The following is a 15,516-nucleotide window of genomic DNA, read 5'->3' on the forward strand; positions in this document are numbered from 1 at the left end:
CAAATAAAAGTTAGCTTTATTTTACCATATATTATGATACAGTAGACCAAAGACGAATATTCCTTTTGTAAATCTATTATAAAGATCCCCTGCTCTGCAAGCGGAAGAAGATCGGAACGTCGTAACTGAACCCTGGATTTGGGCCGTCTAGGTCCTGTTTCCATTTCGCTAGCTTGAGTAAAAATGGTCTGATTTTTGAGTACCGAAGCGCAGCATACATGGAGTATGTGAGCATCGGAACGCAGAAAATCAGGGTAGTTTGGCCAAGATAGTAGTAAAGGGAACAGAACCTAATCTGGGAAATGAATAAAGCCGCTTTCCTGGATTATGTGGTGCTTCATCAAGCGAAACAGAAACATATGCAAAAAAATAGTGTTGAAATTCATCAATTATCCGTAGCTTTTCAAAATCACCAAAAAACGGTATCTGCTTTGGATGAGGTCAGTTTTAATTTACATCCTGGTGAAACATTGGTTTTATTGGGGGAGTCAGGCTGTGGTAAATCCTTAACTTCTTTGGCGTTAATGCGTTTATTACCCAGGTCCGGTGTTTATGGAATTGATAGTGTCATTCATATGGATGGACAAGACATTCTGGATTTACCGGAACAGATGATGCGGCAATTGAGAGGCCGCAAAATTGCAATGATTTTTCAAGAGCCAATGACGGCACTCAATCCGGTGATGACTATAGGAGAACAGTTAACAGAAGCTTTGGTAAAATGTAACGCCTCCTTTACTAAGAAGGAATTGCACGAGGCATTATTATCTTTACTGCTTGAAGTAGAAATGCCTCAGCCAGAAGTTAAAATCCATCAATACCCCCATCAATTGTCCGGCGGACAGAAACAACGCGTCGTCATTGCTATGGCTTTGGCTTGTAAACCTGATGTTTTAGTTGCTGATGAACCCACCACAGCTTTGGATGTTACAATCCAGGCTCAAATCCTTGCACTACTCAAAAAAGTACAAAAAAACCATCAAATGAGTTTACTGCTCATTACGCATGATCTAGGAGTGCTTAGGGCTATGGCATCCCGAGTGTGTGTGATGTATGCAGGGCAAGTAGTGGCGCAATCTTCTGTAGATGATTTTTTTTCACGAGTAAAGCAACATCCCTACGTACAGCAGTTGTTGGCTTCTGTGCCTTCTTTCGCAAAACGTGAAGAACGGTTGTCCGTAATTCGTGGATTTGTACCCTCTTTGGAAGAAATGCCTTCGGGATGTCGTTTTCACCCACGGTGTATGTATGCATTTGAGCGTTGTCCCATAGAGGAGCCGCAATTACAAGAACAAAATAGTCAACTGGTCCGATGTCATTTATATCCTGATTTAGATGAACTACCTCCTTTACAAAAAAATAAAATAGCCTGGAATATTGCATCTTCTGAAACAAAAACAATACTCACAGTGAATAATTTATCTGTTGGGTTTATCCAGAAAAAAGGAATATTCAGTCGTAATAAAGTTATTTTTAAAGCAGTTGATGGCCTTTCCTTTCGTTTGCAGCAAGGAAAAACCTTAGCTTTAGTAGGCGAGTCAGGATGCGGAAAAACTACGGCCAGTCGTGCTCTGTTGCGTTTATTGCCTATTTCTGGTGGCGAAATCCATTATAAAGAAAACGATGTGCTGGCATTAAAAGGACGTTCATTAAGGGAATACAGAAAAAAAGTTCAAATTATTTTCCAAGATCCTTTTTCATCTATGAATCCACGAATGACAGTAGGAGAAATAATAGCCGAGGGCATGCATGCCCAAGGAATGAAACGTTCCATAATTAACATAAGGCAAAAGGAGTTGTTAAATCAGGTTAACTTACCTGGTAATAGTTTGCAGCGTTATCCGCATCAATTTTCCGGTGGCCAAAGACAACGAATTTGCATTGCGCGCGCTTTGGCCACAGATCCGGATGTTTTGATTTGTGATGAACCAACCAGTGCGTTAGATGTTTCTGTGCAGGCACAAATCCTCAATTTATTAAAGGAATTACAGCAGGAAACAGGTATTTCTTATTTATTTATTACTCATAATATGGGAGTAGTCTCCTATATTGCTGATGAAGTGCTCGTCATGAAGAATGGGGTAGGTGTTGAATTTGGAAGTTGTGAATCCCTTTTTAAAAATCCTAAAGAAGCATATACCCAGCAGCTTTTAAATGCCGTTTTAGAGGTTTTTTAATCAAATTTTCAAGTCACTATGAGCTATCTTTCATATTTTATTCATTAAAAATGTGATATATTTGCGCACTATTTGGATAATAAAGTCTTAGTATTATTATCCTAGAAAAAAGCAGTTGAAGCCTACTGCGCAAGCTAAAGGTACCGAATCTGCCGGATTTTTTTGAATTTTTTCACTCACCGTAGTATTGCTATTGCTTTCGCGAAAAAATTCAAAAAAATCCAACATCTTCAGCACCTTTGGTTTGCTCGCTGCGGCCCCAATTCCTTTTTCTAGGATTTATTTGGGGGACATGGTTGTATGAGAATCGCTGTGGGCAAAGATAATTTTAATAATATCAAGGATTTTCTCACCTATTTGGAAACCACCTTCGAGCAAGATAAGTTGGTTTCTGAAGAAGTTACTCTGTCTTTGGTGTGTGATGGATTACTCCAGGAAGAATTCAATGAATTGACTGAATTTCTTTTAAAACCAGAGCGTCCCAGACTTTATAAATTCAAATTTTCTCCCCAGCAGGGGCAATATCAATTGCCTTTCGATAATGTCTATCTAATGGCTAAACGACAAAAATTTTCTCTTGCATTCCAACATCAGGTGGAGTTGCCTGGATTACCCATTTCTTTTCAACCCCCCGCCAATACAATACGCAAAACAAAAAAGAATTGGATGGAGGGGACAAAAGGCCCAAGCATTAGTCTACAATTGCAATATCAGATTCAATCCCAACAGGAACACCCTCAACCGCGATTCCAAAAGGCAACTCTGAGAAAACGAAAAGAGGAACCTGTTGTCGGTGCTGTTGTTGAAGCAGAAAAAATACGCTCGGAAGACTTGGGCGAATTAGTTGATCGTGCCAGTTTAGATAGTAAGAGGTGGCTGAGTTTTCTAAAAAAACAATTGAATCCAGGCAGCCAACTGGCCATATCAGATAAACTGCTACTTTCCATCTGGGATAGGCTGGTAGGTAAGGGGGCCAATCAAGTTAAAGCACTGGATAGGAAAATTACCCATGTGCAGGTGGCTGCCATGGAGAAAATTATCCGAAATTTTCCTGAGTTTTCTTACGGCGTGCTTTTTGAAAATTTACCTGCAGGATTTTATTTACAACAAACTCTGGATGGCAAAAACGTATTGTGCTTTAGTGAAGCGCCAGAACATCAACATCCCGAACAAATAACCCCTCTTACGCTCGTCCCTGAACTTTCTCCAGCGAATGGCCGCAATATTGTTGGCTCGTACCGCCAATTCTTGAAAAGAAATTCTGAAAATGTGGAACGTTATAAAGCTGAGTTTAGTGATCTATTGAGTAGAAAGTGCACGCCGGAACGTCGTCAAGAAGCTGTTGTTTTTTTCCTGTCAGAGTTGACAGAAAATGATGCGCTAAAATTGAAGCGGATAAAAAGATTATTACAGACTTTACCCTTATCTGATCTCAACTATCGTGGTCTGGCTCAAGTGCTAATTCATACTGGAGCCGATGGTGTTTTACTTTTGTTACAACAACTTAAGACCTTCCATGAAAAGAATCTTTTTAAAGATTTTAATGAAATGTTTCTGGATAAACCGGAAAATTATCTCGCGCTCATGTCAACTCAAGGTTTTGCAAACCTTAAAAAGTTGAGTGAATTAAATAGTGAACAGAGAGCCTGGTGGAATTCTTTAGTGGCGCAACATAAAGCAGCAGGTGCCCGTACCGAGTTTAATGAGTTATTTGCTGCTTATGATTATTTTCTGAGACAGCTGGAAAACAAGAAACTGAAATTACCTCTATCCTGTGCTTTAAAAAATATTAGACATATGAAGCCCGCATTAGATCGCTTACTGTTTATCATAAACAACAGCAGTGATCCAGAAGAACAACTTACGTGTCTCGATGGATTGGATTTTGATGTTTATGGCGCTTACTATGCCAGTCGGTATAACAGGTATAAGTTATTATCAAGGCACATGAATTTAAAGCCCAACGTCCATGAAGAGGCCCTTGATTATGCGGCCCCTGCGATGCCGAATGAAATGCTCGCTTGGTTAACGCGTTTGGATGATTCATATGGGGAGGTTATATCCCGGTTTTATCGTTTTATCGGAGAGCAGGAATGGGCATTTACACTGGATGTATATCAAAAAATCGAACATGAAATTAGTAACAATCAAAAGCTGAATAAGCAGAATAAAATATTATTACTCAGTATTGTTGCTTTGATAGCTACAGGACAACAGGTTTGCTCTAAAACCGAAGATCCCTATGCCCAGGTTAAGAATTTGCTGAATCAATTCATTACAATAACCGAGGACTTTGATGAACACTTAAACAGTCAGTTGTCGACAGTACTTCTTGCTTTTTTGGGATCCCTGGAGCAATGTCGTTGGGAATCAATGCCCACTGCAGATGAGTTGCATCAGCTTATTGATATCTTATTGCCCATGCAAAAAGCAAAAGTCCCAGATGTAGCACGTCAAGACTTCCTGGAGATGAGTTCGCTTGCTTTGAAATTCATGGGAGAGTACAACAATGCTGCATCAATAATTATTGATAATTATCAAAGACGCTTTGCGATAGAGCAGACAAAAACGGTTCCTATTCAGAAGTTTTCTTTTCCAACTTTGTTAAACCATTTGGTTACTCCTTCTAAACTGAATCAATTTCTGCCTGCTCTTTTTCACGATCAACCCGAGTCACTTTCTCAGTTCATGGTACTCTTTTCATTATTTGACGATGAAATACCAGAAGGTACCGGAAATGAGCAAGAAGATAGTGAATTTGAGACAAAAATAAAAAATCTGGCACAAGCTGTATATCACATGCTGCCCGAACGTAGGGGACAGTTATTATCCATTCTCGCTGAGATTAATATAGAAGCTTCCTATCGACTGCCTTCGCTGGAACAACTGATAAAAACGGTTGATTCGGTGGCAAAGGCAGAAGAGAAATTAGGTGCACTGCCAATTGTTGAAAATCAAAAAGCAGGTATTCTTGAAATTGTTCGTGCTGAATTACCGAATCTAAAAGTAGGGAAAGAGGCAGTTAACGAAACAGAGATTACTCTTTTTAGTGTGCTGAGACAAAGTTATGAGGAATGGCAACTCGAAAGTAAGCTTGCGAATTTACCAGAAAAACTAAAAGGATATTTGCAACCCTGGATGGATGCTCATCAAGTGGTACTGTATTATTTGAAAAAGCAACCAATCAACCCCAGAATAGTCTTTGAGTTCTTGGCTGAAGAAGAACAGGAAGTTAAAAATTTATTGGGTAGTAGATGGTTTGCTTGGACTTTATCCGGATTTCCTCAAGAAAAAATACAAATGACTCAAGCATTGGGGGCTGAATTTTTTACAAAGAAATCCTACTTGGCGGTGTTGAAATCTAAAATCAAGGCGAATGCTCAATCCAGCTTAATTGCCGCTTTAAAGCCATTACAAACAAATCAGGATTTTGATAATTTTCTATTGAAGCAAATTAAAGGATTAAATACGGATCAACCCATAGATGAATCACTCCAGGCATATGGGCTGCAATTGGATGTAGTAAATGGCTTAATTAATTCCTTAACGCGCATTAAAAACCAAAACAACATTGAGTTTCACCGTTGTATTTCATTATTAACTGATGGAATTAAGTCCATAGCACCTGAAAAGTCTTTTTTAACTGCAGTGCAAATGACGAATTTGCTGGATGCTTTGAGCCAAGGAAAAACATGTTTAGTCGCCTCTCCCTTAGCTATTTTATGCAAAATATTAAACGAAACGCCACAATATACAGCGCAGCAGTTACGTGATGCTTTGAGCGAGGTTACTTATCTAACAAAATACCGGGAAGATCTTGGACAAGAGGTGTATGAAAACTTATTACGTTATTCATTCACTCAGAATTTAACCCAGAAATCCTTATTTCCATTAAAAGGAATGATGGGATTGAAGCCCCTAACGGATGCAGACGCAAAACATTCCGAAACTTTATTCAATGCGCTAATTCATGTTATAAAAAAAGCAGATCCAGATGTTGATGCGGAAATACTCCAAAAAGTGATTGATAAAATCACCTCTATTACCCGGACCAAAACCTCAGTACAGTCATTGGTCCCATTACTCACTTTATTAATAAAAACATGTACCAAAGGCAGCAAGGCTGAGTTGACTCGCTTTTACAACACAGTCGATAAATTGGAAGCCACAGAAGATTCAGACTTAAATAATTGGGCAAAAATATTGCTTATATTGGGTGAGCGTGCAACTGAGGAAAATATTCATCAACTCTTGGATGTACTGGCAGGGCTTGAATTAAATCAACAATATCTACAGGAAATTACAACATTATTTGATTATCCGCCTTACCCCGAGATAGAGCCATTTATCAAAATATTAAATGGGTACGTTCAGGATCTTAGGGCTTATGTTGATGCATTTGATAAAGATCCAAAATCTGGGCGTTCCTCGCAAAAAAATGCATTTGATATCGTTCTAAAAGACTCTGAACAAGTTCTTGATGAGCAATTTGAGAGCTCACAAGTGAAACAAGTCATTACCAACATTAAAGATATTTTTGCAGGAATTTCTTTAAGTAGCCAGGAACAATATGATTTAGCCCAACAAGTTACCTACATCAATGCGATAGGAAGAGATAAACCTCTAACTCTAGTTGTGGGCGATGATCCAACGACGAAACAAATTAAAGTCTATAAAAATTTAACTAAAGTCAGCCGCGTTGAGTTGCGTGAATTATCAGATACATTGATTGCTGCACTTAGAAAACCGGATCTTGAGGCTCATGAGAAGCTAAAAGCCCAATTAAGATTGCTTGCTGTGTTGCGGGAGCAATATTCCCGGGCTACAGGAAAGTTTGTTGACGCCACACAGCTTATTGCCATTTTAATGTCATTAAAAAATCAGCAAAGCAATATGTTGTTGGAAATTGATAATGAGGAAAGGAACAGTATTGCAGCTGCATTATTTGCAGTAATGCAATGGGTTGATGCTGATGGCGGGACCATTGATGTGTGTGCTCCCAGCCGTGATTTGATGGCTCAAAGTTATAAAGATCATGCCAAAGATTTTTTTACCTCTCTGGGTATTGCTTCAAGTAGTATTGAGATAGGGGCTCCCAAAGGAACCTATAAAGTGGGCGGGATAAACTATTCCACTATAGGTGACTTGGCATTATATCGTTCTCGGGCCAAAGCTGAGAATGAAAACTTAACCGCTTACAAGGCTGGTCATCGTGTATCAAGTAATTTAATTCTTTATGGATCTGATTTTTCAGAATTAGATGAAAGGATTTTATTTAATCTTGCTATTAGAGCCGAGGGTAATGAGGGTAGCGACAATAATCCTTATGCATGGATTTATTTCTTAGTGAATGAATTTATTAATCAGCAACAATTTAAAATTCTTCATTTGACTAACGGTTGGAGCGTGGATCAGGATATAGACCAATTAAAAGAATTTTTATATGAGTATGCGCCAACAGGTTTGCATAAGGCACAGTTAAACGCCTTATCAAAGGATAAGTTTAGTTTATGGATTAATTCAGCTATAGCTGCTCAACGTTTCGTTGAAGGCGAAGATTTTGTTATTCCGCCTTCTGATACAGCACAGCATTTTGCTATTCCCATAAATCAAAAAACGCACCAAAGCGGTTTAACCTTTATGGAGCATCAATTTTTGCATGCTCGGTTACAAAAAGCATACCCCGATTGGGAATTCGCTATTGCTCCAGAGATGCGTTTTGTTGATTCTGTTTCAACTAAAGAGCTCATTGATGACTATAAAAAGCAAGGACGTATTGTTAGTATTTCTAGAGCTTTAGAAAGACAAGATGGTTTAGTTGAACAATGCAGCAAGTTTGATATGAATGTTGCGTGTCAAATACCACTTCATCAAAAAAATAAACGTAAAGAAGCAGCTGCAAAAGAAACTGCAAATAAAGAAGTTCATTTGCACGCGCTTAATGAAGCTATCAAGCAAGCAAGAAATGGACAGCCTATTGTCATTCTTGCTCGAGACGCCCATGAAGTAGAATTCCTTGAAGGGAAACTAAAAACACAGTTTACTGAAAAAAATATTGCCGCATTTAAAGATGCCGGCCAGTTACATGAAAACTGGGTAAAGAATCAGTCTGGTAAGGACAATACGATAACTATTGTTACCTCAACACTCGGACGAAAATCCTCTTTTGATACAAAGCATTCTAGAGGGCTTTTGACGATTCAGACTGAAATGGATACTCCTCAAGACACACTGCAAATCATGAATCATATTGCAGGAGAGGATAAGCCAGGCAGGCACATTGTAATTTATGAAGAGTATGGAGCATTTTTGTCGCAATCTTGTTTTTATCAGTCCGAGGAAGGCCGGGAGAACATGCTTGCTAAATTAGCAAAGCTAAAAAGACAACGAAATGAGGACATTGCAGTTGAGCGTTATTACATTCAAACGATTTCTAGTGTACAACAAGTTGTTCTACAGCAATTCCAGGAATGGAAAGAATTTTTGCATCTTGTTTATCCAAAATCTGAATGGAGAACATTGGATGCCGAGTTATTGGCCCAAAGAGATGATTTAACTCTTGCTTTGAGCGAACAATGGACTGAATGTCTTGAACATTCTGATCCCCAAAAAAAATATCCCAATCCTTATGTGCGTCGTAATCGTAATGCAAATAAAGAATTACAAACTGGAGCACTGGATGAAGCTGTAGCTGTGTATGAAATTGCTGTAAATATGATTTGGGATCAGCAACGTGTGTTTCTTAAAGAAAAGGTTATGCCTTTCATTGCAGAAGACTCAGTCAATGCGTTGCGTTGCCATTACCTGGAAGGAGTGTCATTGAGTGAGCAATTGCAGCTTCATCGATTGGCAGAACATGAAAGCAAAAAAGAGATGTTTGCTCAGAAGAAAAAGACGCGTCGTTATGTTGAATCTGGATTGGAAGTAAACGGAGCGATGCTGCGGTTTGCTGATGGTAATGTAGAAGCCTATCGCAATGCTTTTGTTAAAAGTCAAGTAAAATTATTTGCTGCAGACATTAGTCGTATTATAAAAAATAATTCTTATTTAAATAAAACCACACGATCATTATTGGTTAAGCAAATTGAGCGTGCAACGAATTTAGATATTCTTGTTGATCTTTTAGTTGATTATACGAATTATCTGCCTGAAGATCGATTTGCTGAAAAATACGCCCTGCAACCAATAATTCAAGAACTGTTAAGGGTGTATCAACAAGCCGGTCTTGAAGAAACAAGCGAGTTGCAGGATTTAAAAACAATCTATTTGGATCAAGTGGCAGTAGAAATTGTTGACGATTTGGAAAGTACTCTATCTTGGGCAATGAAAGAACATCGCGGCTTGGGATATTTCCTTGAGCGTTCCGCTGTTACTGTTGCTGCGGATGCCATATTGAATGCCACTCACATTTTAAAAGGTGCTAAAACACTTCCTGATAGGCAAATTGCAATTAAGAATTTGTATAAAGTATTGACAAAACATGAAGCGCAGCTGGAGGGTTTATGGATATTCTCTTTTGGCCTCCATAAGAACACACATACATTAATAAAAGAAACTTTGGCTACTCTGGATGGATTAGTGGCGATGAGTTCAAATGAAAATGAACTGGATGCTGATTTCATACATGATTGTAAAGAAGAGTCTCTGTATGAAGTGATGAAAGGAAAATTGGATTGTTCAATTCAAAATGTTGAGAAGGAAGAGCCTCGTTTACAAAAAAATAAGGAATGGAATGCGATTAAAAACGCATTAAGTGTCATGCAAGCTGAAAACAACACGATTTATGGTTTTTATGAAATGCATTACTTTCTCGCGAATAAAGTAGAAGAGTTGGCGAGAAAAGGTTCTAAGTTGCAAGAGTTTGTCATTCGTCTGCGAGGAGAGGTTCGCAATCTTTGTGGACGGTTTAGCGAGGACCATAAAGAATTACTTAATACAAGCAAGTTTTTAACACGCAAAGCGGATCATCTTAAAGAAAAACTTAATGGGTTAAATGGATTTGATGTCAAAGAGGTCAAGCTCAAAGAAGGGCATAATGGCTTTAGTGATTATTTTGATTTGGTAATCGAAGGTGCTGGTTCACATCCTTTATTCCATAATTTTACACAATATAATTCACGCGCTCACGTGCTAATCGAAGAACGAAAAGCTTTGGAATTAAGACTAGTCCAAGCTAATGAGCAACTATTAACGTGGGACCGATTGATAAAAGAGCAATTACCTCTGCTTAAGTTTGGAGCGAAAATTAAACCGGATGCGGAGCAGTTTCCTAAGCAATTTCAGGTTCAGGTCAATGAAATTCTGGTTTTAAAAGAATGGGTCGCAGATCAAATGCCTAAAGATTTAAGCTCTTTTTCTGAAAAAGTCCGCAGTAGTTTTCTCGATAGAGAGTTAATCAAAACATTTAAGTTTCCTGATTTACAAGCAGAAGAAATCGATAAAATTCAGGATATCATGTTAAGAATTGGATTTAGGGATTTGCATGAGCGGATAGTTGAAGGAATGAAGCCAAAAACTACTTGGGGTAGTATTACTTCTTATGTAGCAAGCTATGTCTTTACTCCAGAAGATATGGAAGATTGGCGTTTGGATTTTAATGAATTGCTCAGAAGACCGGAACGAGATTTGAGCGATGCATTGGGGCTGGATATTAAAAATAAACAGAGTGTATTGGCTGCTCAGCTTGGTAAATTATATCAACAAACAGGAGACCAAGTAGAGTCGCTAAAACAACAAGTTGCATTTCTCAATGAGAAAATTGATGAGGAAGAGAAAAAAGGTGGAATGTATGTTATGCGGATTACTAACCCATCTGAGCTTTTGGAGTTTGAGAAGCAACTATCGACTATTCAAATGATGCAAAAAGCGAAACCTGTTCCCCAGCTGGAGCCGAAACCTAAGACATCGGTAGAAACGACACATCCACAAGTTGATTTCTCGGATCAGCTAAACAAAATAGTGGAATTGGTTATGTAACGAATCGTGTAGCGCTGAGTAAAAAGCGCTACTTAGGTTACAGGAACAATCTATTAGCCCCTGACTTCCCTTCCGCAATGAACCTGGTAAGCGGTCTATTGAGTATCGCTCCATTCAAAACGCAATCTCTTTTATGTTTAAATATTGAACTATAATCAGATCTAGGTGATATTGAAATTTGGAACTGCAATGTTATCTCCAGAGGTAGTAAAGGTTATTGATACTATTAGTGAAAAAATTGAAGCCAATAATTTTGAATCATTAACCTTCGAAGATATTAAAAATGCATGTTTTATGGTGATGGGACAGATAGAACATTTGAAAGCCAACAATCAATTCCCTACTGCAGATAATTCCAAAGAAAAAGAACTGATTGCATATAAACGTATCGTGATGCACTTAGTAGAATGGCAAGCACGATTCATAGAAATGAAGAAAAGCAACGTGTTGGGAAATTACATTGCGGATTTAAATTTTTTACGGGAAATGGTCCATTCAATACCTGATGTATTAGGTGCGGTTTATAAAGAAGAAAGGGAAAAAATTAACTTTTACATTTCCAATATACTCGGCAACATAGATAAGCTAAAAAATAAATTGCTTGAAGTAAATTGCTTTGATGTTGCGCTAACGGCACATACGCAATGTGCTTATGAAATTACGTGCTTATACTCTAAGCTTCTCGAAATACACTATACAGCAAAAATGCGTTATTCAGTGGTTATTAAAGGCTATTTTGAAGCAATTCAGGAAACTTTTGATTTTTATTTACAAGAAATAACCTATTTTCGTGATCTTGAAATTACCAATGCTAAATGTTTGAGCTACTGCGTGATGAATTATCTTCCCAAAAACGTACGGCACTGAACTGAACTAGACTTTTATCACACACCTTACTCCAGAGGATAGGGTTATCCGCTTTGGGTTTCTTTGTACTTCGTTTTCTGTACCAAGTTTCTGAAGAAATATACAGAGCCAATCACTCTTAAGTCTCATGCACTCATCCCCATGATTTTGTAGGCAAATAATTTACATATTAAACATAATAAATGCATTAGATATAAAAAATACTATACTTTGATAAAATATGGTCATAAATCGGATAGTGAATGATGGGACTCCTTCATATATCACCAGATGAACATTTAAAACGCGTAATGGGTAATCCAAGTGATTTAATCTTAAAGCAACGCGAGTTATCGGAGGCAACTTATCCGCTTTTGGTTTCTTATTTAGAATGGCTCAGAAGACTTAATGCGATTCAAAATAAAAATGATGTAATTCGTCAAAATGAACAATTTTTTGATGAGTTCATCTACTTGTGCGAACATAATTTACTCTTTTTTCTAACTGTAAGTGGTCGTTTTGATATCATTCACGAGCTTTTCAAAGATAAGGATTTATTGGCAAAAGAAGTTGCATTGCTTGAAGAAATTGAAGAAGAACATGCTCTGACCGCAGCAGCAAATCTACAGAATTTTGTGTTTATCCCCAGAAAAAAAGAATCATCAATACTCGAATCCGAACCACCTAAACCATTACCTCTTCCAACATCTGAATGGGAAAAATCGCTTTATGGCATAACTAATATGAGTTTATATGAATATTATGAAGAGGAAATGAAACGAATTACTTATATCCATCATATAAAACAAATTAAACTCATAGATACATCTTATGAGGAACATATTGCCTTGATGCAAAAGGCAGTAAACTTAATTTCCCAAGATGAAAATATTGGTGAAGAAACAAAACAAAAAGCGATAACACTTTATAATAAATTAATTGCAATAAAAAATGAAATGGAAATGGAGTATCCTGAAGGGCCTCTAGTGGATGCAGGTTCATCAGAGATAGAGGTCATTGAGAAACAGTACCAAGTGAAACAAGAAAAACTTAAAGTTGCACAGGAGGTTCTTGAGTCTTTTTTTGAAGAGGCTCGTCACGAAGTGCCACAATTGCAAATGATTTATGAGGAACATCAAGAAATTGTCAGAAACTTTGAAAATGAAAGCCAAGCAATTCAAACTGAGTGGAAGCAAGAGATGGAGACGCTATCTACTCATTATGAGAATGCACGTGTGCATGCTTTAGAAGATATAGACAGTAGTTTGAGTTTAATCATCGATGAATTAAAAAAGTGTCCTGTTGACGAATTAAATGAAGAACAAATCAACACATTGGATGCTACGTTGATTCAATTGCAAAAGTATAAAGAGAAACTAAAAACAGTTGAACATTATGAGTCTACCCAAATTTTATTAAGCGCATGCAATAAAGACTTAGATACAATAGCAAGTATCATTAAACCTGTACTATCAGAGGAAGCAAAAAAACGTTTTGACCTCAATATAACCTTAATGAAACACCTGTTTGTTGCACCACAAGATCGCACTGAGAACTGGATTCCTACCTCAGGTAATTCGTTACAAGAAACGATAGATACGGAGCCTGAGTTTTCTCCTAAACTTAACGCTACTACTCCTTTACCTGCAGAGCAAGGCAATGACGTAAAATCAAATACGCCTACTATTGAGATTGTGAAGATAGAACAACCTCAAGCAGAAATTTCTAAAGGTGAAAAACTTGAAACTGTTCATTTACCTGAAGAGCTAGGCATTGACGTAAAGTCAAGTACACCAGCTATTGAACTTGCGGCGATAGAGCCGCATCAACCAGAAGTATCGGAGGGTGGAAAAACTGATACGATTCAGTTACCTGAAGAGCGAAACCATGTAACGGATGCAAGTAAACCTGCTATTGAGTTTACCAGTACGGAACGGCATGAGTCTGAAGAGCCTAAAAAGTCAGAACCTATTGAACGATATCGATTTTTTATGAATTCGATAAGGGATGCTAGTGAACTTATTGAATTTGATCCGGAGAAACAGCGTAATTATGAATCTGCACTGAAAAAGCTATCCAGTGTTTTAAGCGACTTGCATGAAGAGGTCGAGCCAGAAATTTCAGAAAAAATAAAAAAAATCGAAACTCTTATTAACGATGCAAAATCAATGGGATTTGCTACAGTAAGCCCATCACATATTCAGAAGATTTGTGATGCGTGTGATTTAGGCATTGATTATGAACCCTTGAGTCATGTAAAGGATAATCTTGCCTCAATGTTTCATTTCAAAAATAGCCACCAAAACAGTGTGGGAATGTAGTACATTTTGCCCAATAATCGGAATATTATATGACAGCATGCCCTTTTTTTGGTATAATCTGGCCAATTTTTTATGATAGGGAGAGAAAAAAATGCCGTCAATTTATGAAGATGCATTATGGGAAGCTGTAAGTAAAAAAGAATATGAAAAGGTTAAAACACTGATTACCGACCATCCAGAGTTGGTGAACGCAGTAAATTCCAACGGCAGGACTCTTCTTATGAGAGTGGTGCTTGCTCTGGTTCCACCATTAGACCTAATTCAATTTATTGCAAAACATCCTGATCTCAGTTTCGAAAATAAAAGTCCAGAGGCCACCCAAACAACTGTTGGGGCAATTTTATCTACAGGACGTCCCGATATATTGGCCATTTTTGCTCAAGATGCACGCATTATTTTCGATGGTGATAAATTAGCCTATACAACAGCCAAGAAAAATTTGGAAAGTGCAACAAAAGGCAAGATAGAAAACTATACGAAAATGTTTACTATCATTCGTGATGCGACCATACGCCATGCTATTGCAACCGATGACTCCAGTTTGCTTGAGCGATTAGAAAAAGCGGGAGATAATCTGTCCGAAGCGTTGAGCGATGGAAAACTTCCTGTGCGTCTAATCACTAAAGAGAATCCTGCTCCTAAAGTGAAATCATGGTTTCAATCCCAAATTGGAAAGAACGGGCCGAGTATCGGAACTCATGTTGATTCATTTTTTGCCCAAACCCTTGAAATGCAAAAAACAAAAGAACAAATTGATGAACTTAACCGTCGTAAAGTGGAAGATAATATCAAATTGCTCGATCAGACTTATACGTCCACTTTAGACAGTATGGAAAAGGTTGTAAGCACCATGAGCCTCTCAACCTAAATTAATTTGATTGAACCTGGGTGAGCGCGAAGCTAAGTAAGTAAAATACAAATGTCTCTACAGTCCAAGGGCTTGTCTGCAGGATCGAAAAGGGAGTCACGAAATAGAGATGTATTTAATAAATGCCTACGTACCGCGCGCTTTATGCGCGGTATCCAGAATGATCTTGCGTTACTTTCAAAATCTATTTCTTCTACTATACTGTCTATGGATATTGCGCATAAAGCGATAGGTAGATTACCTATAGCGTTGATAAAAGGGCTAGGAAATCGCCCATACTTCTTCATTCTGATTTATCTTGTAAGCTATCAATAAATTATTTAATTTG

The 15,516-nt window shown here is 37.8% G+C and carries 5 protein-coding genes; all 5 read left to right on the forward strand.

What is annotated here, in order from left to right; all coding sequences use genetic code 11:
• The first annotated feature begins 359 nt into the window (after positions 1-359).
• The 5 genes from FOLKNPGA_RS05005 (at position 360) to FOLKNPGA_RS05025 (ending at position 15,188) form a co-directional block, all read left to right on the forward strand.
• A complete protein-coding gene (locus tag FOLKNPGA_RS05005; RefSeq protein ID WP_182352764.1) occupies positions 360-2,177 on the forward strand; it encodes an ABC transporter ATP-binding protein in 1,818 nt (605 codons plus the stop codon).
• 300 nt (positions 2,178-2,477) lie between these two features.
• Entirely contained in the window at positions 2,478-11,153 is an 8,676-nt protein-coding gene (locus FOLKNPGA_RS05010) for a hypothetical protein (RefSeq protein WP_182351957.1), read from the forward strand.
• Positions 11,154-11,342: 189 nt separating this feature from the next.
• On the forward strand, positions 11,343-12,020 hold the full coding sequence (locus FOLKNPGA_RS05015) for a hypothetical protein (RefSeq protein WP_182351958.1): 678 nt from the start codon (positions 11,343-11,345) through the stop codon (positions 12,018-12,020).
• A gap of 242 nt (positions 12,021-12,262) precedes the next feature.
• On the forward strand, positions 12,263-14,320 hold the full coding sequence (locus FOLKNPGA_RS05020; RefSeq protein WP_255466055.1) for a hypothetical protein: 2,058 nt from the start codon (positions 12,263-12,265) through the stop codon (positions 14,318-14,320).
• Positions 14,321-14,411: 91 nt separating this feature from the next.
• Positions 14,412-15,188 carry a hypothetical protein gene (locus FOLKNPGA_RS05025; protein WP_182351959.1) on the forward strand — a complete coding sequence of 259 codons (777 nt, stop codon included), beginning with the start codon at positions 14,412-14,414 and terminating at the stop codon, positions 15,186-15,188.
• The last annotated feature ends 328 nt before the right edge of the window (positions 15,189-15,516 follow it).

This window comes from Legionella sp. PC1000, from assembly GCF_014109805.1.
GTDB lineage: Bacteria > Pseudomonadota > Gammaproteobacteria > Legionellales > Legionellaceae > Legionella > Legionella resiliens.